Source organism: Nonomuraea sp. NPDC049784, assembly GCF_040659615.1.
GTDB lineage: Bacteria > Actinomycetota > Actinomycetes > Streptosporangiales > Streptosporangiaceae > Nonomuraea.
Genome location: NZ_JBFAMX010000099.1, coordinates 1 through 26,777 on the forward strand (window position 1 = coordinate 1; position 26,777 = coordinate 26,777).

At 70.5% G+C, this 26,777-nt stretch carries 26 protein-coding genes; 20 read left to right on the forward strand and 6 right to left on the reverse strand.

Annotated elements, in window-relative coordinates; genetic code table 11:
* Both AB0J09_RS21660 and AB0J09_RS21665 read left to right on the forward strand, forming a co-directional pair.
* Nucleotides 1-397: ATP-binding cassette domain-containing protein (locus tag AB0J09_RS21660; RefSeq protein ID WP_360693708.1), on the forward strand; the 397-nt coding region annotated here is incomplete at its 5' end.
* Complete coding sequence (locus tag AB0J09_RS21665; RefSeq protein ID WP_360693711.1) at nt 394-2,175, forward strand: ABC transporter ATP-binding protein; 1,782 nt, start codon at nt 394-396, stop codon at nt 2,173-2,175. The genes AB0J09_RS21660 and AB0J09_RS21665, both read left to right, overlap by 4 nt.
* On the opposite strand, the gene AB0J09_RS21670 is transcribed toward AB0J09_RS21665, so the two are convergent.
* Complete coding sequence (locus AB0J09_RS21670; protein ID WP_360693714.1) at nt 2,176-2,565, reverse strand: ATP-binding protein; 390 nt, start codon at nt 2,563-2,565, stop codon at nt 2,176-2,178. It abuts the gene before it with no gap.
* On the reverse strand, nt 2,558-3,382 hold the full coding sequence (locus tag AB0J09_RS21675) for an MEDS domain-containing protein (protein WP_360693717.1): 825 nt from the start codon (nt 3,380-3,382) through the stop codon (nt 2,558-2,560). The genes AB0J09_RS21670 and AB0J09_RS21675 overlap by 8 nt, the downstream gene beginning before the upstream one ends.
* Nucleotides 3,383-3,536: 154 nt before the next feature.
* Between AB0J09_RS21675 and AB0J09_RS21680 the strand changes: the two genes are divergently transcribed.
* The 10 genes from AB0J09_RS21680 (at nt 3,537) to AB0J09_RS21725 (ending at nt 14,208) form a co-directional block, all read left to right on the forward strand.
* Nucleotides 3,537-3,872: an STAS domain-containing protein gene (locus AB0J09_RS21680; protein WP_360693720.1), complete on the forward strand. Its 336-nt coding sequence runs from the start codon at nt 3,537-3,539 to the stop codon at nt 3,870-3,872.
* A gap of 294 nt (nt 3,873-4,166) precedes the next feature.
* Nucleotides 4,167-4,514 carry a phosphoribosyl-AMP cyclohydrolase gene (gene hisI, locus AB0J09_RS21685; RefSeq protein WP_360693723.1) on the forward strand — a complete coding sequence of 116 codons (348 nt, stop codon included), beginning with the start codon at nt 4,167-4,169 and terminating at the stop codon, nt 4,512-4,514.
* A gap of 9 nt (nt 4,515-4,523) precedes the next feature.
* Nucleotides 4,524-5,081 carry a Trp biosynthesis-associated membrane protein gene (locus AB0J09_RS21690; RefSeq protein ID WP_360693726.1) on the forward strand — a complete coding sequence of 186 codons (558 nt, stop codon included), beginning with the start codon at nt 4,524-4,526 and terminating at the stop codon, nt 5,079-5,081.
* Between the two features lie 168 nt (nt 5,082-5,249).
* On the forward strand, nt 5,250-5,912 hold the full coding sequence (locus AB0J09_RS21695; protein WP_360693729.1) for a DUF4190 domain-containing protein: 663 nt from the start codon (nt 5,250-5,252) through the stop codon (nt 5,910-5,912).
* Nucleotides 5,913-6,072: 160 nt separating this feature from the next.
* Nucleotides 6,073-6,645 carry a CD225/dispanin family protein gene (locus tag AB0J09_RS21700; RefSeq protein ID WP_360693732.1) on the forward strand — a complete coding sequence of 191 codons (573 nt, stop codon included), beginning with the start codon at nt 6,073-6,075 and terminating at the stop codon, nt 6,643-6,645.
* Nucleotides 6,646-6,668: 23 nt separating this feature from the next.
* Nucleotides 6,669-7,100 carry a DUF2752 domain-containing protein gene (locus tag AB0J09_RS21705; protein WP_360693735.1) on the forward strand — a complete coding sequence of 144 codons (432 nt, stop codon included), beginning with the start codon at nt 6,669-6,671 and terminating at the stop codon, nt 7,098-7,100.
* A gap of 143 nt (nt 7,101-7,243) precedes the next feature.
* Nucleotides 7,244-8,071: an indole-3-glycerol phosphate synthase TrpC gene (trpC, locus tag AB0J09_RS21710; protein WP_360693782.1), complete on the forward strand. Its 828-nt coding sequence runs from the start codon at nt 7,244-7,246 to the stop codon at nt 8,069-8,071.
* Between the two features lie 2 nt (nt 8,072-8,073).
* Nucleotides 8,074-9,315 carry a tryptophan synthase subunit beta gene (gene trpB, locus AB0J09_RS21715; RefSeq protein ID WP_360693737.1) on the forward strand — a complete coding sequence of 414 codons (1,242 nt, stop codon included), beginning with the start codon at nt 8,074-8,076 and terminating at the stop codon, nt 9,313-9,315.
* 112 nt (nt 9,316-9,427) lie between these two features.
* Nucleotides 9,428-10,222, forward strand: coding sequence for a tryptophan synthase subunit alpha (gene trpA, locus AB0J09_RS21720; protein ID WP_360693740.1), 795 nt, complete (start codon nt 9,428-9,430; stop codon nt 10,220-10,222).
* Nucleotides 10,223-10,362: 140 nt separating this feature from the next.
* On the forward strand, nt 10,363-14,208 hold the full coding sequence (locus tag AB0J09_RS21725) for an endo-alpha-N-acetylgalactosaminidase family protein (RefSeq protein ID WP_360693743.1): 3,846 nt from the start codon (nt 10,363-10,365) through the stop codon (nt 14,206-14,208).
* On the opposite strand, the gene AB0J09_RS21730 is transcribed toward AB0J09_RS21725, so the two are convergent.
* Together AB0J09_RS21730 and AB0J09_RS21735 are read right to left on the reverse strand one after the other, a co-directional pair.
* The gene (locus tag AB0J09_RS21730; RefSeq protein ID WP_360693746.1) at nt 14,195-14,854 is read right to left on the reverse strand and encodes a VC0807 family protein; all 660 of its coding nucleotides are present in this window, start codon (nt 14,852-14,854) and stop codon (nt 14,195-14,197) included. The two genes, AB0J09_RS21725 and AB0J09_RS21730, sit on opposite strands and share 14 nt — an antisense overlap.
* On the reverse strand, nt 14,851-15,444 hold the full coding sequence (locus AB0J09_RS21735; RefSeq protein WP_360693749.1) for a TetR/AcrR family transcriptional regulator: 594 nt from the start codon (nt 15,442-15,444) through the stop codon (nt 14,851-14,853). Before AB0J09_RS21735 ends, AB0J09_RS21730 begins: the two co-directional genes overlap by 4 nt.
* A 175-nt stretch (nt 15,445-15,619) precedes the next feature.
* Between AB0J09_RS21735 and AB0J09_RS21740 the strand changes: the two genes are divergently transcribed.
* The 6 genes from AB0J09_RS21740 (at nt 15,620) to AB0J09_RS21765 (ending at nt 20,525) form a co-directional block, all read left to right on the forward strand.
* Nucleotides 15,620-16,105 carry a MauE/DoxX family redox-associated membrane protein gene (locus tag AB0J09_RS21740; protein ID WP_360693752.1) on the forward strand — a complete coding sequence of 162 codons (486 nt, stop codon included), beginning with the start codon at nt 15,620-15,622 and terminating at the stop codon, nt 16,103-16,105.
* Entirely contained in the window at nt 16,092-16,850 is a 759-nt protein-coding gene (locus AB0J09_RS21745) for a thioredoxin domain-containing protein (RefSeq protein WP_360693755.1), read from the forward strand. The genes AB0J09_RS21740 and AB0J09_RS21745 overlap by 14 nt, the downstream gene beginning before the upstream one ends.
* 26 nt (nt 16,851-16,876) lie before the next feature.
* Nucleotides 16,877-18,013, forward strand: a complete 1,137-nt coding sequence (gene lgt, locus AB0J09_RS21750) for a prolipoprotein diacylglyceryl transferase (RefSeq protein WP_360693758.1) — start codon at nt 16,877-16,879, stop codon at nt 18,011-18,013.
* Nucleotides 18,010-18,714 carry a VIT1/CCC1 transporter family protein gene (locus AB0J09_RS21755; RefSeq protein ID WP_360693761.1) on the forward strand — a complete coding sequence of 235 codons (705 nt, stop codon included), beginning with the start codon at nt 18,010-18,012 and terminating at the stop codon, nt 18,712-18,714. The genes lgt and AB0J09_RS21755 overlap by 4 nt, the downstream gene beginning before the upstream one ends.
* Nucleotides 18,715-19,368: 654 nt before the next feature.
* A complete protein-coding gene (locus tag AB0J09_RS21760) occupies nt 19,369-19,497 on the forward strand; it encodes a hypothetical protein (protein ID WP_360693764.1) in 129 nt (42 codons plus the stop codon).
* Nucleotides 19,498-19,853: 356 nt separating this feature from the next.
* Entirely contained in the window at nt 19,854-20,525 is a 672-nt protein-coding gene (locus AB0J09_RS21765; protein WP_360693767.1) for a hypothetical protein, read from the forward strand.
* Here the strand turns inward: AB0J09_RS21765 and AB0J09_RS21770 are convergent.
* Nucleotides 20,506-20,718 carry a hypothetical protein gene (locus tag AB0J09_RS21770; RefSeq protein WP_360693770.1) on the reverse strand — a complete coding sequence of 71 codons (213 nt, stop codon included), beginning with the start codon at nt 20,716-20,718 and terminating at the stop codon, nt 20,506-20,508. The two genes, AB0J09_RS21765 and AB0J09_RS21770, sit on opposite strands and share 20 nt — an antisense overlap.
* Nucleotides 20,719-20,874: 156 nt before the next feature.
* Between AB0J09_RS21770 and AB0J09_RS21775 the strand changes: the two genes are divergently transcribed.
* Nucleotides 20,875-21,462: a hypothetical protein gene (locus AB0J09_RS21775; RefSeq protein ID WP_360693773.1), complete on the forward strand. Its 588-nt coding sequence runs from the start codon at nt 20,875-20,877 to the stop codon at nt 21,460-21,462.
* A 55-nt stretch (nt 21,463-21,517) separates the two neighbouring features.
* Here AB0J09_RS21775 and AB0J09_RS21780 read toward each other — a convergent pair whose 3' ends face one another.
* Nucleotides 21,518-23,062: a bis-aminopropyl spermidine synthase family protein gene (locus tag AB0J09_RS21780; RefSeq protein ID WP_360693776.1), complete on the reverse strand. Its 1,545-nt coding sequence runs from the start codon at nt 23,060-23,062 to the stop codon at nt 21,518-21,520.
* Between the two features lie 546 nt (nt 23,063-23,608).
* Here AB0J09_RS21780 and gltB point away from each other — a divergent pair.
* Nucleotides 23,609-26,777: glutamate synthase large subunit (gene gltB, locus AB0J09_RS21785; protein WP_360693779.1), on the forward strand; the 3,169-nt coding region annotated here is incomplete at its 3' end.

Consider the following 26,777-nt stretch of genomic DNA (forward strand, 5'->3'; position numbering starts at 1 on the left):
CGACGGGCTCGGCACCCGGGTCGGCGAGCGCGGCGCGTCGCTGTCCGGCGGCCAGCGCCAGCGGCTCGCGCTGGCCCGCGCCGTCGTGCGCCGGCCGCGCCTGCTCATCCTCGACGACGCCACCTCCAGTGTGGACCCGCAGGTCGAGGCCAAGATCCTGTACGGGCTGCGGGACGCGGCCGAGGCGTCGACCGTCGTGGTCGTCGCCTACCGGATGGCCACGATCGCCCTGGCGGACGAGGTCGTCTACCTGGACCACGGCCGTGTCGTGGACCGCGGGACACACGAGGAGCTGCTCGAGCGCTGCGCCGGCTACCGCAACCTGGTGACCGCTTACGAGCGCGAGGAGGCCGAGCGTGCGGCCATCGAGGTGGAAGAGAAAGAGGTCAGCGCATGACGGCGCAGAGCATCCAGGGCAATTCTGAACGTTCCGCGCTGGCCACGATCCGGCAGGGGCTCGCGCTCACCCCCGAGTTCCGCAAAGGGCTGGCGGGGACGCTGGCGCTGGCCGTCGTCGCGACCACTGGCAAGATCATCGTGCCGATCGCGGTCCAGCAGACGATCGACACGGGCCTCAAGGGAGGCTCTCCGGACATTCCCTACATCACCACGGCCGTGCTGGTGTGCGCGGTGGCGGTGCTGCTCACGGCGCTGGCCGCGTACATCATGAACGTCCGCCTCTACAAGGCGACGGAGTCGTCGCTCGCGACCCTGCGCGTGCGCGGCTTCCGCCACGTGCACGACCTGTCGGTGCTCACCCAGAACACCGAGCGGCGCGGCGCCCTGGTCTCGCGTGTCACCAACGACATCGACCAGATCAGCAACTTCATGCAGTGGGGCGGCCTGATGATCATCGTGGCGTTCGGCCAGCTCTTCGTGGCCACCGTCCTGATGTTCGTCTACTCCTGGCAGCTCACGCTGCTCGTATGGGCCTGCTTCGTCCCGCTGATGATCGCCCTGCCGCGCTTCCAGAAGCTGTTGTCACGGGCGTACACGATCGTGCGCGAGCGCACCGGCGACATGCTGGCGGCCGTCAGCGAGTCCGTCGTCGGGGCCGCCGTCATCAGGGCGTACGCCTCCGAGCGCCGCACCGCCGAGCGCATCGACAAGGCCGTGAACGCCAACAGGAGCGCCCAGACCAGGGCGCAGACCATCGTCGGCTTCGTCTTCCCGCTGACCGAGATCGTGGCCGCCGTCGCCATCGCCGGGATCGTGCTGCTCGGCGTGCGGCTCGGCCTGTCGGGGGACATCACGCAGGGGCAGCTGGTGGCGTTCCTGTTCCTGGTCACCCTCTTCGTCTCGCCGCTGCAGACGGCCACCGAGGTGCTGAACGAGGCGCAGAACGCCGTCGCCGGCTGGCGCCGCATCCTCGGCGTCCTCGACACCCCGGCCGACGTGGCCGACCCCGGCCACGAGGGCGTGGAGCTGCCCCGCGGCCCCATCTCGGTCGCCTTCGACGACGTGCACTTCTCCTATCCCGGCGGCGCGCCCGTGCTGCATGAGCTCACGCTGGAGATCCCGCCGCGCTCCCGGGTCGCCGTGGTGGGGGAGACGGGGTCGGGCAAGACCACGTTCGCCAAGCTCCTGACCCGCCTCATGGACCCGGTCTCGGGACGGGTCACGGTGGACGGCAGCGACCTGCGTGACATCCGCTTCTCCTCCCTGCGCGAGCGGATCGTCATGGTGCCGCAGGACGGCTTCCTGTTCGACGGGACGCTGGAGGAGAACGTCCGCTACGGCAAGCCGTCGGCCACCACCGAGGAGATCGAGCTCGCGATGACCGAGCTGGGCCTGACCGACTGGCTGGAGGGCCTGCCCGCGGGCCTGGACACGCCCGTGGGCCAGCGCGGCGAGTCGCTGTCGGCCGGCGAGCGGCAGCTCGTCGCGCTGGCGCGCGCCTACCTCGCCGACCCCGATCTGCTCCTGCTCGACGAGGCCACCTCGGCGGTGGACCCGGCGACGGAGGTACGGCTCGCGCGGGCGCTGGAGGGCGTCACGCGGGGCCGTACGGCCATCTCGATCGCGCACCGCCTGTCGACCGCGGAGAACGCCGACGAGGTCCTGGTCTTCGACGCGGGCCGCCTGGTGCAGCGCGGGCCGCACGCCGAGCTGGTCAAGGATCCGGGGGTGTACGCCGACCTGCACGCGTCGTGGGTCTCGGCCGCCCATTCCTGATCAGTGATTCACGGCGGCGAACGTCACGGTCGTGCCCCTGGGCCCGGACACGATCGTGACGTGCTCGCACAACATCCGCGTCAACCACAACCCCCGACCGCGGAACTCGAACCCCGTGGGCGGCCGCGTGTCGCCCATCCACCCCGCCGGCAGACCGGGCCCCTCGTCGGTCACCTCGCACCACAACCGCCCGCCGTGCGACCACAGCCGCAGCCGCCCGTACCCCCCGCCGTGGACGACCGCGTTGGTGGTGATCTCGTTGACCGCGAGCACGAAGTCCTCCAGGCGCCGCCCACTCAGCCCCTCGTAGGCGGCGTGCTCGGCGACCGCCTTGCGAAGGAGCGTGATGCGCCCGCGCGCGAAGCTCGCGCACAGCACCTGTCTACGCATCGCCCACCCGGCGAACGGTGATGAACTGATCCGCCCTGATCAGCCGGAGCACCCTGGCCATGGAGTCGCCGCAGACGACCACGGTGGACCCCCGGGGCCTGGCCATGGCCGTGACGGTCAGCAGCTGCGCCGAGCCGGCGTCGATGAAGGCGAGGCCGGAGGCGTCGATCACGACCTCCGCCGGCTCCTTCTCCAGCCGCCCCAGCAGCGACGCGAACGCCGGCCTGTTGGTCAGGTCGACGTCGCCCCAGACCCGCAGCCCGCACGGTTCGTTGGCGAAGCGCAGCAGCGCCTGCTCGGGGGCGATCGGATGCACGGACGTGGCGCGATCGATGGCCTCGCGGGGGAACAGGTTGCGGTCGTACTGGCAGACGGCCGCCAGCCACCGCTCGCCGAACAGCTCGTTGGCCGCCGCCTCGAACGCCGCCTGCCCGGCCGCGTCGCGCACCCCCCATGACGCGTCGACCAGGGCGTACACGCCGTGCTGGCCGTGCTTGCGCGCCCGGTCCTTGGCGTCGATCAGCCTCTTCAGCACCCGGTCCGGGTCGAGGTAGCCATCGGTGAAGTGGGTGTCGGCGCAGGCCAGGATCTCGACCTGCCCGGCCGACTCGGCGTCGGCGAACCCCGGCACGAGCGGCGCCAGCCATCCGCGAGTCCGCTCGGGGCTGTCGGCATGGGTGATGATCATCACTTTGGTACGGCGGCGCAGGCCGTTCACCGTGAACTCCCCCGTGGCCGCCATCCGGTCGCGCCCGCCCTCGAACGGCAGGCACACGTGATCCCCCAGGTCGGGATCGAGGACGGAGCCCTGCACCACGTTGGAGTCCTCCCTGCACGCGTCGCGCCCCCGAAGCTACTCCGTCCGGCGTCATCACGTAGCGCATTCTCTGCAAAACCTACCGTGACGAGCCGCGGACAGGTGTACCTTTTCGGCGGGGCCGCCCACAGGAGAGGTCATGAGGAGCATGGGCGTGGATATCCTGCGGATGACGCGACGTCAGCACGGCGATCTCGTGGTGGTCAGCCTGGCGGGCGAGGTGGACGTGGACAACGTGTCGCAGGTCCGGGAGTGCCTCGACGAGGCGGCGTCGGCGCCCAGGCCTCGGCTGGTGGTCGACCTGACGGGGCTGACCTTCATCGACACGACGGGCCTCGGGGTGCTGGTGCGCCTGCTGGCCACGTTGCGCGAGCGCAACGGCACGATGGCCCTGGTGGCCCCGGACGGCCAGGTGCTCCGGCGGCTCCGCCGTACGAACCTGGCGCCGCTGTTCCCGATCTACGACACCCTCTCCCAGGCCCTGACCTGACCCCGCCTCCCGCGTGGCCGGAGCGCCTCGGGGGGCTGGGCACCGTCCCATACGGCAATCCGTCGTGTGGCGGCACGCCCGCACGGGATGGGGTGCCCGTGGGGGTGGCGGCGGCCTCATCGCCCATGTGGGTCGAGGGCGCCGCCCGGAGCGCTTTGGGGGTCCGGACACCGTGAGATCCCGCTTCCGCGGGAGGGCCATCGTCGTCCACGGTCGACCGCCGCGCGGGCCGCACGCCCATGGCGACCAAGGGCGCCGGGCCGGGGCGTCGGGGTGGGCTGGTTGAATGGAGGCATGTCCCTCGATCCCAAGGTAGCCGCGCGGTTGAAGCGAAACCCCGACGGCCTCGTCGCCGCGATCGTCCAGCAGCACGACACCGGCGAGGTGCTCATGCTGGCCTGGATGAACGACGAGGCGCTGCATCGGACGCTCACCACCGGCAGGGCCACCTACTGGTCCCGGAGCCGCGACCAGCTCTGGGTGAAGGGCGACACCTCCGGCCACGTCCAGCACGTCAAGTCCGTCGCGCTCGACTGCGACGGCGACGCCGTCCTGGTCAAGGTCGACCAGGTCGACGGCGCGTGCCACACCGGAGACCGCACGTGCTTCGACGCCGACCAGCTCGAGATCGCGCTCGGTTAGCAGGGCCAGATGGGGCACAGAGAGCTGTGGGGCTGGGTGGGGGCGACCGCCCTGGGGTGCGTGCTCGTGCTGTTCGCCGCGAGCCGCACCTGGGTGCGGCTCCTGGAAGCGGGAGGCGTGGGCGCGCCCACCGGCGGGGAGCTCAGCCCCGTGCTGACGCCCGTGGCGCTGGCCGGGCTGGCCGGGATCGTGGCCGTGCTGGCCACCAAGGGCGCGGGGCGGCGTGTCGTCGGTGCGCTGATCGCCCTGTGCGGGGCGGGCGCGGCGGCCGGGACGTGGACGGCGCTGAGCGGCGACACCGTGACCGCCTTGCTGCGCGAACGCAACGTGCTGCGCGGCGCCGCCGGCCTCCCCTGGGAGATCACGCCGCTCTGGCCGGCCGTCGCCGCCGTCGGCGCGGTCCTGATGATCGCCGGTGGGATCGTCGCCGTCGTACGCGGTGGCAAGTGGGCGGGGATGTCGGCACGCTACGACAGGACCGCCGGCAAGGCCCGAGTCCAGGCCAAGGACGACAGGGCGCTCTGGGACGCGCTCGATCGCGGTGACGACCCCACAGACCCCAGCTGAGACCTGCAGGCACAGACCCCGCTGAGGCCCGCTGCTCCCGGTGGCCCCGAGGTGGGTGCCATGCGCTATGACGATTTCTTTACTGTTTTGAACCTGTGTCTCCTTGGCAAACGTTTTCTCAGTAACCTGCCGTTGCAACTCGCCACGAACATTTGAGGAGCCAAGCGCATGAGCTACGGGGATCAGGGCGGTAGCGGCGGCTACGGCGCGCAGCCGCCGGGCGGCGGATACGGCCAGCAGCCCCCCAACGGGGGTGGCGGCTATGGCCAGCAGCCTCCGAGCGGAGGCGGAGGTTACGGCCAGCAGCCGCCCAGCTACGGAGGCGGGTACGGCCAGCAGCCCCCGAGCGGCGGCGGATACGGCCAGGGGGGCTACGGCGAGCAGCCGCCCAGCTATCCGCAGGAGCAGCCGCTCGGCTACGGTCAGCAGCCTCCCAGTGGTGGCGGGTACGGCCAGCAGCCCCCGAGCTACGGCGGCTACGCCCAGCAGGGCTACGGCCAGCAGGGCTACGGCCAGCAGGGCTACGGTCAGTACGGCGCGCCGCCCCAGCCGGCCAAGTCGACCAACGGCATGGCGGTGGCCTCGCTGGTCCTGGGCATCGTCGGCCTGATCTTCTGCGGCCTCACCAGCATCCCCGGCGTGATCCTCGGCCACATCGCGCTCAACCGGATCAAGAAGACCGGCGAGGAGGGCTCGGGCATGGCCGTCGGCGGCCTGGTCACGTCGTACATCACCGTCGTGCTCTGGGTGCTGGGGTGGATCATCTTCGGCGGGATGCTGCTGTCCCTCATCGGGCTCAGCGCCGCCGCCACGTCGTCCACGGACTACTGAGCGCTTCACCTGCAGTTTGCGTAGCCGGACCGTGACGAGCCGCTTGCGGTCCGATTACGAATTGTCCGCAAAATGGACGTTTTTCCTCGTAGGGGATGCATCCTCGCTAGGCTGCCGCGCGCAACTCACCACGAAGATGACGACATGAGGGGTCATTAGTATGAGTTACGGCAACCAGGGCGACGGCGGTTACGGCGCCCAGCCGCCGGGCGGCGGCTACGGGCAGCAGCCCCCGAGCGGCGGTGGCTACGGTGGCGGCTACGGCCAGCAGCCCCCGAGCGGTGGTGGTGGTTACGGCCAGCAGCCGCCCGCCGGTGGCGGCTATGGCGAGCAGCCCCCCAGCGGTGGTGGCTACGGTGGTGGTTACGGGCAGCAGCCCCCGAGCGGTGGCGGCTATGGCCAGCAGCCGCCCAGCGGCGGCGGTTACGGCGGCGGCTACGGTCAGCAGCCCCCGGCTGGGGGGACCCCGCCGGACAACCATCTGGTCTGGGCCATCATCACCACCCTGTTCTGCTGCCTTCCGCTGGGCATCGTGTCGATCGTCAAGTCGTCGCAGGTCAACTCGAAGTGGCAGATGGGCGACTACCAGGGAGCCGTGCAGGCGTCCGAAGAGGCGAAGACCTGGTGGAAGCGGAGCCTGATCGCCGGCATCATCTGGTGGGTGCTGCTGATCATCTTCTACGTCGTGGTGTTCGTCATCCTGGCGTCCAGCGTCCCGACCACGACCTACTGAGCCGGAAGGCGGATACTGGGAACATGACCATCGCAACCACCGAGCGACGCGGCACGGCTCGCCTCAAGGGTCTGCTCGCGCCGCTCGGTGTTGCGGGCGCGACGGGCGCCGTGTTCGCGTTCGTCGGCGTGGTGGATCCCAACCAGCCCGGCCACTACCCGACCTGCCCGTTCCTGTGGATCACCGGCCTCTACTGCCCGGGCTGCGGCACGTTGCGCACCATCCACGCGCTGGCCCACCTCGACCCCGTCACCGCGCTCGGGATGAACCCCCTCGCCGTGGCCATGATCCCGCTCCTGCTGTTCTGGTGGGGGAGATGGGTCGTACGCGCCTGGCAGGGCCGGCCGAGACGCACCACGCTCGCCCATCCGGCGTGGCTGTGGGCCTTCATCGCCCTCATCATGGTCTACTGGGTCGTCCGAAACCTGCCGTTCGGGGCGTTCCTCGCTCCCTAGGTCCTCCCCACTTCGGGGGCCTGTGGTGAGGTGACCCCACACGGGCCGATACCATCGCAGGACAAGGCAGAGAGCGGACGCGACGCGAACTCTCCGCCGCCCCCACTGTCGACCGGAGGGACCCCAATCGCGTGAGTGAGCGGATGGAAGGGCCGAGTGTCCTCGACGACATCCTCGACGGGGTGCGCGCCGACCTCGCCGCCCGTCAGGAGGCCGTGTCCATTGACGATCTCAAGCGGCGGGCCGAGCGGGCGCAGGCTCCCAGGGACGCGATGGCCGCGCTCGGGGGTGACAGGATCTCGGTGATCGCAGAGGTGAAGCGGTCGAGCCCGTCCAAGGGCGCGCTAGCCGCGATCGCCGACCCCGCGGCGCTGGCGGCCGACTACGAAGAGGGTGGCGCTCACGTCATCAGTGTGCTGACCGAGCGGCGCAAGTTCGGCGGCAGCCTCGACGACCTGGCGGCGGTCCGCGCCCGGGTCGACATCCCGATCTTGCGTAAAGACTTCATCCTGACCTCCTACCAGCTCTGGGAGGCCAGGGCCCACGGAGCCGACCTGGCGCTGCTGATGGTCGTCTGCCTGGAGCAGGAGGCGCTGGTGTCGCTGATCGAGCGGGCCGAGTCGATCGGGCTCACCCCGCTGGTCGAGGTGCACACCGACGAGGAGCTCGAGCGGGCGATCGCCGCCGGCGCCCGGGTCATCGGGATCAACGCGCGCAATCTGAAGACACTCGAGGTCGACCGCGAGGTCTTCACGAAGCTGGCGCCGAAGATCCCCGACAACGTGATCAAGATCGCCGAGTCGGGCGTGCGGGGCCCGCATGACCTGCTCGCCTACGCCAGGGCCGGCGCCGACGCCGTCCTCGTGGGAGAGAGCCTGGTCACCGGCAAGGACCCGCGCAAGGCAGTGGAGGCGCTGGTGACCGCGGGCGCCCATCCATCGACGCGTCCCGACCACTCAGCAGAGGGATAGCAATGGCACACGAAGGCAGCATCCTGACCGCCGCAGACCTGGCGGGCAACGGCGCACACGGCGACGACCCCGACGTGCACGGCAAGTTCGGCATCTTCGGCGGCCGGTTCGTCCCCGAGGCGCTCATCCCTGCGCTCGACGAGGTGGCCGCGGTCTACGAGAAGGCCAAGAACGACGCGCAGTTCCTGCGCGAGTTCGATCACCTGCTGCGCACGTACGCGGGGCGGCCGACCACGCTGACCGACGTGCCCCGCTTCAGCGAGCAGGCCGGTGGCGCACGGATCGTGCTCAAGCGCGAGGACCTCACCCACACCGGCGCCCACAAGATCAACAACGTGCTGGGCCAGGCGCTGCTGACCAAGCGGCTGGGCAAGAAGCGCGTGATCGCCGAGACCGGCGCGGGCCAGCACGGCGTGGCCACGGCCACCGCGGCCGCCCTGCTCGGCCTCGAGTGCGTGATCTACATGGGCGCGGTCGACTGCGAGCGCCAGGCCCTCAACGTCGCCAGGATGAAGCTGCTCGGCGCCAAGGTGGTGCCGGTGACCAACGGCTCCCAGACGCTGAAGGACGCCATCAACGAGGCGTTCCGCGACTGGGTGACCAACGTCGACACCACCCATTACCTGTTCGGCACGGTCGCGGGGCCCCACCCGTTCCCCGAGATCGTGCGCGACTTCGCCCGCATCATCGGCGTCGAGGCCCGCCGCCAGATGCTGGAGCTGACCGGCAGGCTGCCCGACGCGGTGTGCGCGGCGGTCGGCGGCGGCAGCAACGCGATCGGCATCTTCCACGCCTTCATCGGCGACGAGGGTGTGCAGCTGCACGGCTACGAGGCCGCCGGGCGCGGCCTGGAGAGCGGCGAGCACGCGCTGACGCTCACCTCTGGCTCGGTCGGCGTGCTGCACGGCTCGCGCACCTACGTGCTGCAGGACGACGAGGGCCAGACCATCGAGTCCCACTCGATCTCGGCCGGGCTCGACTACCCGGGCGTCGGCCCCGAGCACGCCTGGCTGAAGGACTCCGGCCGCGCCACCTACCACGGCGTCACCGACGACGAGGCGATGGCCGCGTTCTCGCTGCTGGCCAGGACCGAGGGCATCATCCCGGCCATCGAGTCCTCCCACGCCCTGGCGGGCGCGCTGGAGCTGGGCCGCGAGCTCGGCCCCGAGGCGACCATCCTGGTCAACCTCTCGGGGCGCGGCGACAAGGACATGGGCACGGCCATGAAGTACTTCAACCTCTAACCGCCGACGGCCTGCGCCGGGCCGCCCGCCGCGCATCCTCCCAAGACGCTGGTTCAGGGGTAGGGGTACGGCAGGGCACCATGGTGAGACTCGACCTTCGAAACGGACAGACATGACGACTCTTCAGACGGTTTTCGCCAAGGCGAAGGCGGACAACCGGGCCGCGCTCGTCGGCTACCTGCCCGCGGGCTTCCCCTCCAAGGGCGGCGACGTCGCCGCCGCCGCGGCCCTGGTGGAAGCCGGCTGCGACGTCATCGAGATCGGCCTGCCCTACTCCGACCCGCTCATGGACGGGCCGACGATCCAGGACGCGGTGCACAGGTCGCTGACCCACGGCACGCGCATCGCCGACGTGCTGCGCACGGTCGAGGGCGTCGCCGCCACCGGCGCCGCCACGCTCGTCATGACGTACTGGAACCCGATCGACAGGTACGGCGCCGAGCGGTTCGCCCGCGACCTGGCCAACGCCGGCGGCGTGGGCACGATCACGCCCGACCTGACGCCGGAGGAGTCGGAGCCGTGGCGGGCCGCCTCGGCGGGCGCGGGCATCGACACGGTGTTCCTGGTGGCGCCCAGCTCGACGGAGGAGCGCATCAAGGCCGTCGTCGACTGCTGCACGGGCTTCGTGTACGCGGCCTCGCTGATGGGCGTCACAGGTGCCAGGGAGACGGTCAACTCCGCCGCCGAGGGCCTGGTCCAGCGCACCCGTGCGCACACTGACCTGCCGGTGTGCGTGGGCCTGGGGGTCGGCACGGGAGCGCAGGCGGCCGAGGTGGCGGCCTACGCCGACGGTGTGATCGTGGGGTCGGCGTTCATCCGGCGCCTCCTCGACGCGCCCGACGAGGCCGCGGGCCGGGTCTCCATCGCCGAGCTGGCCAGGGACATGGCCCAGGGCGTACGCCGATAAGGCGTACGGGACTTTACCGGCCATATGACGAAATTTGGTGGTTAGTGCAAGGTTCTGGCGCTTAGGTCCTTGGCGTGCGGTCCGGCGCGGGTGATGATCGGGTCCCCGAGCGATGTGACGCATGACCCGAAAGGACACCTATGCGTCCCAGTCCCGTCATCTTCGCGGCAGCCCTCACACTCACCGCCGCGAGCATGACCGCCCCGGCGCACGCCGACCCCACGCCCGCACCCACCTACGCGTTGTCGTCCCCTGAGCCGTCTCCGACCGGAGCGCCCCCGCCCAGCCCCACGGCGCAGAACGTGCCGCCGAGGCCCGCGGACGTGGCGAACCCGATCACGATCTCGTCGTCCGCGCTCAGCGTGGAGCTGGACCCCGGTTTCCCGCGCGTCCTGCGTTACGTCGACCGGGCCGGCGGCGCTTTTCTCGGCGGCAGCGCGGGCGTGCCCGCCGTCGTGCTCAACGGCCAGGCGCGTACCGCCGCCGTGACGCTGACCGGGAACGACGGTGCGATCGCGCGCTACCGGCTGTCCTTCCCCGGCATCGAGGGCGTCTTCCTGGGAGCCAGCATCGGGGTCCGTGGCCGGGTGACGACGTTCAGGATCGACTCGGTGGCCGACACCGAGGCGTTCCGCGTCAACACGATCGACCTGCCGGGCCACGATCTGGTGTCGGTGTCGAGCGCGCAGCCGGGGGCGGCGACCGCGTTCACCCGGCTGGACCCGAACTCGACCCGTACCGCCGACGTCTTCGCCCAGGTCACGGCGGACACCGCACCCGACACGGGGCCGGTCGGGGCGACGTACGCGATCGTGAACACCGACCGGCTGGCCGCGGCGGTCGAGTCGAACTCCACCTACGACCGCCCCTCCGGCGTCACCGACAAGGACGCGGCCAGGTTCTGGCACCAGGCCAGGAAGGACGCCGGCGGCACGGTCACCGTGGGCGTGTGGAGCGGGCAGTGGACGCACCGCGCGACCGGTTCGCCGTTCACCGAGGAGCCGCCCTGGGCCAAGGTCGTGGTCACCCCGGACGCCAACGGTGACGGGTCGCTCGACTGGCAGGACGGCGCGGTGGCGTTCAGGGACATCGCCGTCGAACCGCCCGGCGCCGAGCGGACCAGGGACCGCGTGGTCACGCACATCCCGTTCAACTTCTCCAGCCAGGCCACGCACCCGTTCCTGCGCACGCTCGACGACGTCAAGCGCATCTCGCTGGCCACCGACGGCCTCGGCCAGCTCGCGCTGCTCAAGGGCTACCAGTCGGAGGGCCACGACTCGGCCCACCCCGACTACGGCGGCAACTACAACCGGCGCGCCGGTGGCTTGAAAGACCTGAACACGCTGGTCAAGGCCGGGAAGGGCTGGAACGCCACGTTCGGCGTGCACGTCAACGCCACCGAGTCCTACCCCGAGGCCAGGAGCTTCAGCGAGCAGCTCGTCAACAAGGACACCAAGGGCTGGAACTGGCTCGACCAGGCGTACCTGATCGACCAGCGCGGCGACCTGACCAGGGGCACCCTCGCCCGGCGGTTCGAGCAACTGCGCGCGGAGACCGACAGGAACCTCGCGGTCCTGTACGTGGACGTGTTCAGGCCGCACGGCTGGGTCGCCGACCGCACGCTGGCCGAGCTGCGCAAGCAGGGCTGGCAGGTGACCACCGAGTGGTCGGACAAGCTGGAACGGTCGTCCCTGTGGTCGCACTGGGCCAACGACCTCAACTACGGCGGGGCCACCAACAAGGGGCTGAACTCGCAGATCATCCGGTTCATCCGCAACGACGAGAAGGACGTCTGGAACGCCCACCCGATCCTCGGCAACGCCCGCATCGTCGAGTTCGAGGGCTGGCAGGCGAAGAACGACTTCGCGGCCTTCTACCGCAACATCTGGGAGCACAACCTGCCGGCCAAGTTCCTGCAGCACTACAAGATCATGGATTGGAACGCGGACGAGATCGTCTTCACCGGCGGCGTGCGCGGCACGTACCGGAACGGCGAACGCGAGCTGTTCGCCGGCGGGCGCAAGGTGCTCGACGGGTCCGCGTACCTGCTGCCGTGGCAGGGCAAGTACTACCACTACAACCCCGCAGGCGGGGCCACGACCTGGGACGCCGACCGGACGATGACCGTCTACGAGCTCACCGACCAGGGCCGCGTCAAGGCGGGCACAGTCACACCGGTCGACGGGAAGATCACGTTACGGGCGGAGGCGGGCGTGCCGTACGTGCTCTACCCCGGCAGGGCGCCCGAGCAGGCCGATCCGGGCTGGGGGCAGGGCAGCGGCGTGCGCGATCCCGGCTTCAACGGCGACCGGCTCGGCGGGTGGACCATCTCGGGCCCGGTGAGCGTCCAGAAGAACGACCTGGGCCACCGGGTGGCGCTGCTCGGCGGCGGGGCGCGGGCGCGGCTCGAGCAGCGGCTGAGGGGACTGGAGCCGGGCCGTACGTACACCGCCTCCGCATTCGTCGAGGTCGAACCGGGCAAGACCCGCGAGACCACCCTGGAGGTCGCCGGGCGCTCGGTGACCGTCAGCCGCTCCACGGCCAGGAACTACATCGCCTCCGATGAGAAGCACGACACCTTCTTCCAGCGGGCCAAGGTGACGTTCACCGCGCCGGGCGGGTCGGCGACGCTGCGGATCACGGCCACCGCCGCCGACGGGGACGTGCGGGTGGACGACGTGCGGCTGTTCCAGCGGGAGCCGGCGGGCGAGGTGGAGACGTTCGAGTCGGTCGAGCCCGGCTGGGGACCGTTCGTGAAGGGCGACGCGGGCGGGTCGTTCGACGCGCGCACGCACTTGTCGGAGCGGCACGAGCCGTACACGCAGGCCGGGTGGAACGGCAAGGCGGTCGACGACGTGCTGGACGGGAACTGGTCGCTGAAGGCGCACGAGGAGCGGCAGGGTCTCATCTACCGCACGCTGCCGTGGACGGCGCGGTTCGAGCCGGGGCACGCGTACGAGGTGTCGTTCCGCTACCAGAGCGCGCAGGCGGACACGTACCAGTGGGTGACCGGCTACGACAAGGGAGGCTCCAGCGTCGAGACGCGGCGCACCCCGATCCCGGAGCGGCGCGCCACGGCCACGTTCACCGAGCGCGTGGCAGGCGGGTGCGGTGACGTGTGGGTCGGGCTGCGCTCGCTCAAGGCCGAGCAGGCCGGGGCCGACTTCATCCTCGACGACTTCTCCGTGACCGACCTCGGCCCGGCGCCGGACGCGCCGGCGTGCGGGTCGCTGGACGTGGCGCCCGCCGCCGTTTTCGAGCAGGGGGCGGCCGGCGAGGTCGTCACCACGTTCACGAACCTCGAGGACGTGGCGGCCGGGGATGTTCGCGTGGCGCTGGGCGTACCGGACGGGTGGGCGGTCAGCGGTGACGGGACCGGCACCGTCGAGCCCGGCGGGAAGCTGACCACCACCTGGCAGGTCACCCCACCCTCGGACGCCGCCTACGGCGCCTACGAGCTCACGGCCACCGCGACCTACACCGCTGGAGGGGCGGCGAAGCGGCTCACCGCCTCCGCCACCGCGCGCACGCTGCCCCCGCCGCCCGCCGGGGACGCCTACGCCAGCGACCTGCAGTGGGTCAGCGCCGACAACGGCTGGGGACCGGTCGAGCGCGACCGGTCCAACGGCGACACCGGCGAGGCCGACGGCGGGCCGATCGTGATCGGCGGGCGGACGTTCGCCAAGGGACTCGGCACGCATGCGCCGGCCAAAGTCCGTTTCTACCTGAGGGGAGCGTGTACGGGGTTCACGGCGTTCGTCGGGGTTGACGACGTGCAGGCCACGCGGGGCTCGGTGCAGTTCAGCGTGGTGGCCGACGGCGTGGAGAAGGCGCGCAGCCCGGTGCTGAGGGCCGCCGACGCGGCGTACGAGCTGAGTGCCCACCTGTCCGGCGCCCGGTACGTGGACCTCGTGGCCGGGGACGGCGGCGACGGGAACGGCAACGACCACGCGGATTGGGGTGAGGCCAGGTTCAGGTGCGGCTGAGCTCGTCACGAAGCCCGGCGTAGAGCTTGGAGTAGCGGTTGTAGAGGCCGGAGGGCACCAGGTAGACGTTGATGGCGACCTGTATCAGCGCCAGCCAGACGCCGTACTGCACGCCGCTGAGCCCGGGGACGACGTCCACCGGCAGCGTGTAGGCCATGACGACCCGCACCACGGCGTCCACCAGCAGGCCCGTGCCGTAGATGACGGTGACCACCCGCCAGATCCTGCGGAAGGCGGGCAGCCGCTCCCACAGCACGTCCCACGACTCGCGGTTCGGCCCGACCCGGCCCTCGAGCACGAAGCGGGTGAGCACGAACGCCAGCGGCCGCTCGCCGCGCGCGCCGGCCAGGAACCACACGCCCGCCACCGCCATGAACCAGCCGTCCTTGGCCAGCAGGAACCGCGTGTCGTGGACGAGCAGGGAGATCAGGGCGCTGCTCAGCATCATGGCCGTCATGTACAGGCCCAGGCGGTCGGGCCTGCGGCGGCGTACGAGGTCGGAGACGACGCTCACGCCCGGGATGAGCGAGCTGATCAGCAGCGCGGTGTGGTAGCCGGTGCCTAAGGCGCGCAGCACGTAATAGAGACCGATGGGGAGCCCGATGTCCACCGCCAGGGTGAGCAGGCCCCTGAGCCGCGTGCTCATGCCTTGACCGCGCGGGCGAACAGCCCCGACAGTTCGTCGGCGTACTCGGCCAGATCGGCGTCCGGGTCGGCCTCCAGCAGGAACGGCAGCCCGTCGAGCGCCCGCTGGATCGCCATGGCGGTCACCCGTACGTTGAACGCGCCGAACTCTCCGGTCTCCTGCCCCCAGGCCAGCAGCCGCTCGACGTGGGCCAGCACCGACAGGTCGGTGGCCGCCTCCTGCGCCGACGAGCCGCCCTGCGGATGGAAGTTGAGGAAGATCTCCATGGCCGCGCGCATCTCCGCGCGGTGCTCGCTGATGTACTCCACCAGCGAGCGGATGTACGTCTCCAGCGCCGCGCCGGGCGTGCGCTGTGCGCCCACCCGCTCACTCATGAACGCCGACAGCTCCCCGTAGATCGTGGCGATGGCCTGGCCGATCAGCTCGTCCTTGCCGTCGAAGTGGTACGAGATCAGGCGCGTGCTGCTGAGCCCGGCGCGCTCGGCGATCCGGGCGAACGACGCCTGCTGGTAGCCGAGCTCGGCGATCGTCGCGATGGTCGCGGTCACGATCTGCGCCCGCCTGGCGGAGCCAGTGACCGTTACTAACATGAGTAAATATTAACTTGGCTGAGTAATTCCGGCAAGAACCTGGGCTTAGTCGGTGCTTATCTGCCGCGTGGTCATATGGGATCCCGGTACTGTGCCCATCCCGGCACAGAGAAAGAGGAGATGACCTGTGGACGCGTCACTATCGTCACGCAGTGCCTTTTCAGCGATACCCTGGGTGACGACCGTCGCCCGGCTGGTCCTGGGCGGGGTGCTGATCGCGGCGGGCGCGCTCAAGATCGGCAACCCGGCCGACTCGGTCGTGGCGGTCAAGGCATACCAACTGCTGCCCGAGTCGATCGCCGTCACGGTGGGCTACGCCCTGCCGATCCTGGAGATCGTCGTCGGCCTGCTGCTGGTCGTCGGTCTGCTGACGAGGGTGGCCGCGGTGATCGCCGGGCTGCTCATGTTCGCGTTCGTGTTCGGCATCGCCTGGGCCTGGACGCACGGCCTGCGGATCGACTGCGGCTGCTTCGGCGGCGGCGGCCAGCTGGGGGTGGGACAGGAGCCGGCATACCTGCTCGACATCCTGCGCGACTTCGGGCTCGTGCTGCTCGGCGCCTGGATCACGCGTTTCCCGCCGGGCCGCTACGCGCTCGACGGAGCCCTGGGCCTGGGGGGCGACAATCGTAATGAGGGGGAGTACGACGATGAACAAAGCTGAGCGCACCAGGGCCAAGTCCGCACGCGAAAAAATCAAGGAGCAGCAGGCCGCCGCACGCGTCCGTGACAAGCGCAGGCGGGTCGCCACTTACGTGACCGCGGGGGTGGTCGCGGTGGCGGCGGTCGGGCTCGGCTGGTGGTACGCGGCCAGCAGTTCGCAATCGGAGCAGGCCGCAGGCGGCCTCGCGCCGATCACCGTGCAGCCCGACGGGTCGGTCGTGATGGCCAAGCAGGGCGTCACCAAGCCCGTGGTCGACATCTTCGAGGACTTCCAGTGCCCGGCCTGCAAGGAGCTCGAACGGGTCAGCGGGCAGACGTTCAAGAACCTCGCCGCGGAAGGCAAGGCCAAGGTCGTCTACCATCCGATCACGATCTTCTCGCAGGAGCCGACCAAGTCCAACTCCGTGCGCGCGGGCGGCGCCGCCCGGTGCATCGCGGACGGCAAGCAGTGGATGGCCTTCCACGACCTGCTCTACCAGAACCAGCCCTCTGAGACCGAGGTGGGCTTCACGCCCGACCAGCTGAAGAACTGGGGCAAGGAGGCGGGGGTGACCGCACCGGGCTTCGAACAGTGCGTCACCACGGAGAAGAACGCCAACGCGCAGCTCTCGTTCAGCAAGAAGATCATCGAGGCGCAGAAGCTCAACCATACGCCGACGGTGAAACTGAACGGCACGGAAATCGACAATTCCGCACTCTTCAGCCCGCAACAACTGCGCCAAGCGATTACGGGGGCGGCTAAGTAGGCTCTCTTCCGCTACCCTCACGTGACATGCCCCTTGCCTCGATTCCCAGCCCTTCCCAAGGGGTCTGGTATCTCGGAATAATCCCGATCCGGGCTTATGCGCTATGCATCGTGCTCGGCGTCATCGTCGCCGTCTGGCTGAGCGAGCGGCGCTGGCGCGCCCGCGGTGGCCAGAAGGGGACGATCGTCGACATCGCCGTCCCCGCGGTCATCTTCGGGCTGATCGGCGGCCGCCTCTATCACGTCATCACCGACTGGCAGACCTACTTCGGCAGCCGCGCGATCAAGGAGCCCATCCAGGCGCTGTACATCTGGGAGGGCGGCCTCGGCATCTGGGGCGCGATCTCACTCGGTGCGCTCGGCGTCTGGTGGGCCGTGCGCCGGCGCGGCATCTCCATGGGTGCCGTCGCCGACACGGTCGCGCCCGGCATCGCCTTCGCCCAGGCCATCGGCCGGTGGGGAAACTGGTTCAACCAGGAGCTGTACGGCTCGCCGACCACGCTGCCGTGGGGCCTGGAGATCGACGCCGACCACGGTGGCGAGCCGGGTGTCCTTTACCACCCGACCTTCCTGTACGAGTCGCTGTGGGACGTGGCGCTCGGTTTCGTGCTCCTCTTCGCGGGGCGGCGCTTCGCGCTGCACCACGGGCGGCTCTTCGCCCTCTACGTCGCGGGCTACACGCTGGGCCGCTTCTGGATCGAGGGGCTGCGCATCGACCCGGTCGGCGGCGTGGACCACGCGGTGACGTTCCTCGGGCTGCGGCTCAACCAGTGGACGTCGATCGTGGTGTTCGTGGCGGCGCTGGCGTACTTCTGGCTGGCCAGGAAGCGGGACAGCGCGGAGATCGTGCTGCCGGCCGACCAGGCCGGCTCGACGGCCGAGACGTCGGAGGACGGCGATTCGGGGGCCGATGCGCCGGACGCCGACCGGTCGGAGGAGGATCGGGTAACGGAGGAGGACACGCCGGACGGCGCGGCGTCGGAGGTCTCCGAGGCCGAGTCTTCGGGCACGGACGCTGCTCCTGAGAAGGAGGCCCCGGAGACCTCAGCGACGGAGGATTCGGAGACGGATGCCTCTGAGCCGAAAGCCTCCGAGGCTGAGGACCCGGAGGAAGCCTCCGACTCTGACGGCGAAGTCGTGACGAAGGAGAAGAACCCTCGATGAGTAGTCGCGCGGAGATCCACCACCAGCATCGCGACGTCACCGGAGGCTGGTTGCGGCCCTCGGTGTTCGGCGCGATGGACGGCCTGGTGTCGAACTTCGCGCTCATCGCGGGTATCGCGGGCGGCACGGCCAACTCGAAGGTCATCGCCCTCGGAGGCGTCGCCGGGCTCGCCGCCGGCGCACTGTCCATGGCGGGCGGCGAATACGTCTCGGTGGCCAGCCAGCGCGAGCTGGCCCAGGCCGAGATCGCCGTGGAGCAGCGCGAGCTGGCCCGTCACCCTGACGCCGAGCAGGCGGAGCTGGCGCAGACCTTCGTCGACAAGGGCGTGGCGCCTGACCTGGCCGCCGAGGTGTCCAGGCAGATCTCCCGCAACCCCGACCGCGCGCTGGAGGTCCACGCCCGCAACGAGCTGGGCGTCGCCCCGGGCGAGCTGCCCTCGCCGATGGTGGCCGCGGTGGCGTCGTTCCTGTCGTTCAGCGTGGGTGCGGTGCTGCCGCTGCTGCCGTACTTGTTCGGAGCCCGGGAGCTGACGGTGTCCGCTATGGTGTCCTGCCTGGCGCTGTTCGCGGCGGGCGCGCTGGTCTCGGCCGTGACGGCACGCAGCTGGTGGTTCTCGGGGCTGCGGCAGCTCGCCGTGGGCGGGGCCGCCGCTGCGGTCACGTTCGGTGTCGGCAACCTCATCGGCGCGGCGGGGGTGTGATGGCCCGCAGACGAGGCGGCTCCGGGGCGCACGGCAGACCCTCCTCGGGTACGGACGGCGGGGGGCGCCCGCGCGGCGGCCGCCAGACGCCCGGCCCCGACGGCCCCACAGGACCGGACGACGCTCGCCCCGCCCGAGGCACCGACACCGGCGGCTGGTCAGCTTCGGATGGTGGTGGCTGGTCCGGACGTGGTGCGGACGCCGGCGGCTGGTCCGGGCACGGTTCAGATGGTGGTTGGTCCGCGCAGGGCACTGACGGCTCCGGCTGGTCCGGGTCGGGCGCGGGTGGCGCCGGCCGGGCCGGTGGCGGCTGGCCTGTGGCCGATGGTGGTCGGTCGGCGGGCGTGGAGAGTGGCGGTTGGTCCGGGTCGGATACGGGTGGTGCGGACCGGGGCGGCGGTGGCTGGCCTGCGGCTGATGGCGGTCGGTCGGCGGGTGTGGAAAGTGGCGACTGGTCCCGGGCGGGCGACGGAAGCGGGGTCGGTGGCCGCGTCTCTGGTGGCTGGTCGGATGCTGGTGTCGACGGTGGCCGGTCGGTGGCAGGTGCCGATGACGGCGGGCGCTCGTCGGGGTCCCGCGGTGGCCGGAGGGCGGCGCGCATGCGTCGCGGTCGCTCGTCAGGCGAAGCCGATCGCGGCAACTCGACGACGGAAAGTGGCGCTTCGGCTCCCGGGGCGCACGGTCGAGGACCGGCCGATGGAGGCTTTTCGGCCGCTGGGGCCCATGGTCGTGGTCCCACCGATGATGGCGCTGCGCCTGCGGGAGCCCACGGCGGCCGGGTAGCTGCCGATGGCGGCGCTTCGGTTGCGGGTGCTCATAGTCGAGGTTCGGCCGAAGGCGGCGCTTCGGCGGCCGGGTCCCGTGGTCGGCGGTCCGCCGAAAGGGCGAATGGTGGCCATGCCGCCGGTGGCACCTCTGGTCGAGGATCCGCGGACGGGGCCGCCCCTGCGGGGGTTGGCGCCGACGGTGGGGAGTCCGCGGCCGAGGTCGATGGCGGGCGGTCGGGGGAGTTCTCGCGTAAGCGGCGGCGTACTCCACGCTCTGACTGGCAGTTCCCCCTTCTCACCGACTGGGGGCTACGGCCGAAGCAGCAACGGCTCCTCGTCATCATCGCCTCGGTCGTCGCGGCGCTGGCGGGCATGGGCGGGCTGGTGGCCGCCGTCAGGTCACTCGGCACCTACTCCCCGGAGCGTCAGGCCAGCGCCGCCGTGATCGGCCCCGACACGGCGCTGCCGCACGTCTTCAGGGGCTGGGGCTCGCCCAAGTTGTTCGACCCCGTCACGGATCGGGCCAAGGACAAGCGGGCGCTCACCGAGAAAGAGGTGTTCGGCCAGAGCGAGTTCTCCGTCTCCAAGAAGCTCAAGCTCAAGCTCGTCGCCAAGAAACTCGACACCGACTGCTCCGCGGCGCTGTGGGGTGCGAGCCTTCTCGAGCAGACGTCGGACGCCGGATGCACCCAGGCCGCCCGCGGCCTCTACGCCAGCTCCGACGGCCGCTACGTCGGCCAGTACACGTTACTCAACCTCAAAGACGGCAAGTCCGCCGCCGACCTGGTCGAGTCGCTGAAGACCCTCTACCGGGGCGGGTGGACGCGATCCCTGGAATCCCCCAAGGCCGCCTTCCCCGCGGGCGGCTACTCCGAGGCGGGCGGCTACGCGCTCGGCCACTACGTCGGCCTGGTGTGGCTCGGGAGGGTCGACGGCGCGGAGCCCGGCCCCAAGGACGACTACGTCTCGCTCACGCTGGCGCTGCGCGGGGCGGAGAAGGCCGTATACCGCCGCGTCGTATCGATCACAGGACCATCCTCTTGACGTCACGCCCCCTGGCCCCGGTCGCCGTATCACGTCCTCTGACCTCGGTCACCTTGTCACGCCCCCTGGTCCAGGTCGCCGTGTCGCGCCGCCTGGTCCAGGTCGCCGTGTCGCGCCGCTCGGACCCGGCTCCGGTCGCCCGCTGCCGGCCGAGTCGCTCAGGCCGCAGCGCCGACCGCCTGACGCCTCCCACGACGCCACGTTCCGATGCCGTCTGTCGCTTGGTGCCTGCCGCCTCGTTGCCTCGATCCGGCGGTGTTCGGTCGATGCCCCGTGACGTCGTCACGACCAGCAGGGGCGGTCCGTCGAGGTGCTTCGACGTGGTGGCGGTCACGGGGGTGGCCGGCTGATGTCGCGTCGTGTCGTCATCCCCGCTGTGGTCGCCGGCCTGGCCGTCATCGCCGTGGGCGGCTGGTTGTGGCTGCGCCGCGACGACCCCAGGCCGGCCAGCTTCCGCGCTGAGCCCACCTCCGCCTTCTACGCCGCCATCGACAGCCGCCAGAACGACGCCAGCCCCTTGACCCCGAAAGAGGTCTTCACTTCGGCCACCCAGACCCTGGGCACCATGCGCCTGGACTCCACGCGGCAGGTCACCGACTGCGACGAGGTGCTCTGGGGCACCTCCGCCACGGGCTGCACGCAGGCGCTCCAGGCCACGTACAAGGGGAGCACGGCGGCGGGCCAGTTCGTCATCTTCAACATGAGCGACGGGCGGGCGGCCGACGCGCTGGTGTCGGCGTTGCGCAAGGATGGGTTCGTACGGCAGGACGTCGTGTTCGAGGCCGCCCGCAGCCGGGCCCAGGCGCGGGCGATGGGCCACTACGTGACCGTGAGCTGGGTTGGAGGGACGGCGTCCGACCAGGACCTGGTCACCGCCCTCGTGGCGCTCGACGGGCTCGGGCGAGTGGTCCAGGGCCGTATCGTCGCCGCGACCTGAGCTCAAGACCAACAGGAGTCACACCGATAGCCTCAGCCTCAGTCGTTGGCGGAGGTCAGGTGGTCGTCGTCAGGGCCGTGACGGTCGCGGTGACGGCCTCAGGGAGGCTGGACAGGCGGTGGAGTGGGGCCTCCAGCGGGGTCAGGCCCTCCGCCCATGGGGCCGCCTCGCCGATGAGGGCGCGGGCCTCGTTCTTGGTGAGGGTCGTGTCCTGGGCGCGGGCCACCGCGATGAGGGCCTCGCGCCAGGTGTTCGCCAGCTTGGCGTGTCCGTTGTCCAGGATCCTGCGCAGCACCGAGGCCGCTTCGCCGTCCGGCTGCGGCAGGCGTACGGCGTCCAGGACGTCGCCTCCGGCGCTCAGCTTGTAGACGGTGGACAGCACGTCCGGCAGGGGCGGGAGGGCGGACCCCACGACGCGTACGTGGGACGCGCGGGTCGCCAGGAGCAGGCGCGGGAGGGCGGCTTCGAGGCCGGGCGGCAGGGCGACGGCCACGCGGTCCGGGGCGGCGGCGTACGGCTTGGAAAGCCAGGTCGAGAGCCGGGCCCGGGGCTGGGTGAGCTCCTTGGGCCAGTCGCCCACCAGCAGGTCGGGGTCGAAGCCCTGAATGGCCTCCACCGGCCCTGTGGGCGTGCTGTGGGCGCTTTCGACCGACTGTGGGCCCTGTGTGTAGATGGCGGTGGTTTGACGGCTTAGACGGGACGTCACGGCCGGGCGCGTCTTGGTGGTGGGGCGGAGAATGTACAGGTCGGCAGCGGAACCGATGGCCTCTGCTCCGAAGTATCGGTTGAAGTCGGGATAAATGGCTTCGTAGGCGAGGTTGAGGTCCATCAGGGCCTGCTGCACCTTCAATGCCAGCATCGGGGTGCGTTCGCTGGCGCCGTACGCGAGCAGGACGCGGCCGTTGTCCTTCACGGCCTCGGCGGCGCGCGCGACGAACAGTCCCGTGCCCTCCGGCGTGTACGGCGGGTCGGTGAGCGCCAGGTCGTGGTCACGAGCGGAGGCGGGCAGGCCGAGGCGCAGGTCGGCCCACCGGGTGCGGACGCCCAGCTGCTGGTCGTCGATGTACGCCAGGATGCGCTCGTCGATGTCGACCACCGTGACGTCGGTCTCCGGGTGGACCAGCTTGACCGCCAGGGAGGTCAGGTCGTGGTCGCCCACACAGAGGAGGCGCGTGCCGGGCAGCCAGAACCGGGCACCCAGCAGCAGCGCCCGCCGCAGAATCGTCTCGGGCGTCGCCGAGACGTGGTCGAGGACGTGGCGGGCGCGCGGGGCCCTGGCTACGAGGTCTTTCAGCCGGTCCAGCTCGTGCGTGTAGTGGGGGAGCAGGTGGGCCACCGGGTCCTCGGGCGGCGGGGCCAGGGCGATGAGGTCCTGGTAGTCGGGGGTGTGGGTGAGGGGGACCCGGAAGGCGTCGCCCCTCCGCTCCAGGGGAAGCTCGCGCAGCAGGGCCTCGATGCTACGCCTCGACGTGGCGGTCTCCCTGACCAGGTCCGCCAGCGTCCACCATTGGGCGTCGCACAGGAGGGTCAGGGCGTGCCTCAGCCGCCTGCTGTCCGCCCCGGCCTCGCAAAGCAGGCGCTCCACCCCGTCACGCTCCATGAGGGCAACCCTATCGAGCCTCTTCGACGGCTGATCCCGGCCGCACGTCGATGCCCTCCGCGCTTCGGGTGGTGGGGCGCCTTGGCCACTGACCGCGTTGCGCCGATCGCCCCCACACGACGCCTCGCCGGGCCGGCGCCTGAGGGTCGGATGGGAGCTGGGGCGAGCTTGAGCAAAGGGGGTGCCCATGAGGCTGAAGCGTGAGTAGCGATCCCGAAGGGATCAGCGAGGCGGAACTGGCGTGCGGTCTCGGCGGTGTGTCAAGTGAGATGCCTGACCGTTGTGTGTGGCGGGTGGGTGGGCACCGAGTGCGAGTCGTTCCTCCTGCCGGAAAACGTGGCTGTCCAGCGGGAATTTTGGAGGCCGGGTCCGGGGTTTGGGATAGAGAGTTCGGATGGTGGGATGAGGTCGAATGTTCGCAATGCGGACGTGCTGGGCACCATTCCGGCAGCGTGCGGTAATCTCTACCCACGATATGCAGCAGGGCCAACGTCGTCCCCGCCTGTAGAGCAGTTCGAGACAGACGATGACGACGGGAGGGATTAAATGCCTGCTGCCCACCTCGGGTTCCCCGAGCCCCAGGGCCTCTACCACCCCGCCAACGAGCATGATGCCTGCGGTGTCGCCATGGTCGCCGACGTCGCCGGGCGCCGAGGGCACGGGATCGTGGTCAAGGCGCTGACGGCGCTGTGCAATCTTGATCATCGGGGGGCCAAGGGTAGCGAGCCGGACACCGGCGACGGAGCCGGGATCCTGACGCAGATCCCCGATGGGTTCTATCGCGCGAGTGTGCCGTTCGCGCTTCCACCTGCCGGCGCGTACGCGACCGGTATCGCCTTCCTGCCGATCGACGAGCAGGCCAGGAGCGTCGCCAAGGGCCTGATCGAGGAGATCGCCGCCGAGGAAGGTCTCACCGTGCTCGGCTGGCGCGAGCTGCCGGTCGACCGCGCGCTGCCCGGGCCGAGTGCCAGGGCCGTCATGCCGCACTTCGCCCAGCTGTTCGTCTCGGACCCTGAGGGCCGGGAGGGGCTGGAGCTCGACAGGCTCGCGTACTGCCTGCGCAAGCGGGCCGAGCACGAAGCCCACGTGTACTTCCCCTCGCTGTCCGCCAGGACGATCGTCTACAAGGGCATGCTCACGCCCGACCAGGTCGAGCCGTTCTTCCCCGACCTGAGCGACGAGCGTTACGAGACGGCGATCGCGCTGGTGCACTCACGCTTCTCCACCAACACGTTCCCGAGCTGGCCGCTGGCCCACCCGTACCGTTACATCGCCCACAACGGCGAGATCAACACGGTCAAGGGCAACCGTAACTGGATGCGGGCCCGCGAGGCGATGCTGCAGTCTGCCCACATCCCGGGCGAAATTTCGCGACTTTTCCCCATCTGTGACCCGGATGGCAGCGACACCGCGAGCTTCGACGAGGTCCTCGAGCTGCTGCACATCGGCGGCCGTAGCCTGCCCCACGCCGTGCTGATGATGATCCCGGAGGCGTGGGAGAACCACACCGAGATGGACGCCGCGCGCCGGGCCTTCTACGAGTTCCACTCCTCGATGATGGAGGCGTGGGACGGCCCCGCGTCGATCACGTTCACCGACGGCACTCTGGCCGGCGCCGTGCTCGACCGCAACGGCCTGCGCCCGGGTCGCTTCTGGGTGACCGCCGACGGCCTGGTCGTGCTGGCCTCCGAGGCCGGCGTGCTGGACTTCAAGCCGGAGGACGTGGTCAGGAAGGGCCGCCTCCAGCCGGGCCGCATGTTCCTCATCGACACCGCCCGCGGCAAGATCATCGAGGACGATGAGATCAAGGCCGAGCTGGCCGCCGAGCTGCCGTACGCCGACTGGCTGCACGCGGGGCTCGTCCGCTTCGAGGAGTTGCCCGCGCGGCAGCGGGAGATCCCCACGCACGAGGCGCTCGTCAAGCGGCAGCAGACCTTCGGCTACAGCGAGGAAGAGCTGCGCATCATCCTGTCGCCGATGGCCAAGGCCGGCCAGGAGCCGATCGGCTCCATGGGCACCGACACGCCCGTCGCCGTGCTGAGCGAGAAGCCGCGGCTTCTGTTCGACTACTTCACGCAGCTGTTCGCGCAGGTCACGAACCCGCCGCTGGACGCCATCCGTGAAGAGCTGGTCACCTCGCTGGCCAGCACCATCGGCCCCGAGGGCAACCTCCTCAACCCGGGTCCGTCGTCGTGCCGCCAGCTCGTGCTGCCGTACCCGGTGCTCGACAACGACGAGCTCGCCAAGATCATCCACATCAACGACGAGCACGACCTGCCGGGCTTCCACCCGTACGTCATCAGTGGCCTGTACGAGGTCGCCGGCGGCGGCGAGGCACTGCTGCACCGCCTGGAGGAGATCAAGGCCGAGGCGTCCGAGGCGATCGCGGGCGGCGCGCGGATCATCGTGCTGTCGGACCGCGGCTCGTCCGAGACGCTGGCGCCGATCCCGTCGCTGCTGCTGACCGGTGCGGTGCACCACCACCTGATCCAGGAGAAGACCCGCACCAAGATCGGTCTGGTGATCGAGACCGCCGAGGCCCGCGAGTGCCACCACATGGCGCTGCTCATCGGGTACGGCGCGGGCGCGATCAACCCGTACCTCGCGATCGAGACCATCGAGGACCTGGTCGACACCGGCGCGCTCCAGATGGACAAGCGCAAGGCCGTGCGTAACCTGATCAAGGCGTACGGCAAGGGCGTCATCAAGGTCATGTCCAAGATGGGCGTGTCCACGGTGGCCTCCTACACCGGCGCGCAGATCTTCGAGGCGCTCGGGCTGAGCCAGGAGGTCATCGACTCCTGCTTCACCGGCACCACCTCGCGTCTGGGCGGCGTCGGGTTCGACGTGCTGGCCAAGGAGGTCGAGCAGCGGCACCGCCACGCCTACCCGCGCGCGGAGAACGCCCACCGCAGGCTCCAGGTCGGCGGCGAGTACCAGTGGCGGCGCGAGGGCGAGCCTCACCTGTTCAACCCCGAGACCGTCTTCAAGCTGCAGCACGCCACCAGGACCCGCCGCTACGAGATCTTCAAGGAGTACACGAACCTCGTGGACTCCCAGTCGGAGCGGCTGATGACCCTGCGCGGCCTGTTCAAGCTGCGCGAGGGCAGCCCGATCCCGATCGAAGAGGTCGAACCCGTCGAGAGCATCGTCAAGCGGTTCTCCACCGGCGCGATGTCGTACGGCTCCATCTCGATGGAGGCGCACGAGACGATCGCCATCGCGATGAACCGGCTCGGCGGCAAGTCCAACACCGGCGAGGGCGGCGAGGACCCCGAGCGGCTCTACGACGCCACCCGCAGGTCCGCGATCAAGCAGGTCGCCAGCGGCCGGTTCGGCGTCACCAGCGAATACCTGGTGAACGCGGCCGACCTGCAGATCAAGATGGCCCAGGGCGCCAAGCCCGGCGAGGGCGGCCAGCTGCCCGGCCACAAGGTCTACCCGTGGATCGCCAAGACCAGGCACTCCACGCCGGGCGTCGGCCTCATCTCGCCGCCGCCGCACCACGACATCTACTCGATCGAGGACCTGGCCCAGCTCATCCACGACCTGAAGAACGCCAACCCCGAGTCCCGAGTGCACGTCAAGCTCGTGGCCGAGGTCGGCGTCGGCACGGTCGCGGCGGGCGTGTCCAAGGCCCACGCCGACGTGGTGCTCATCTCCGGGCACGACGGCGGCACCGGCGCCTCGCCGCTCACGTCGCTCAAGCACGCGG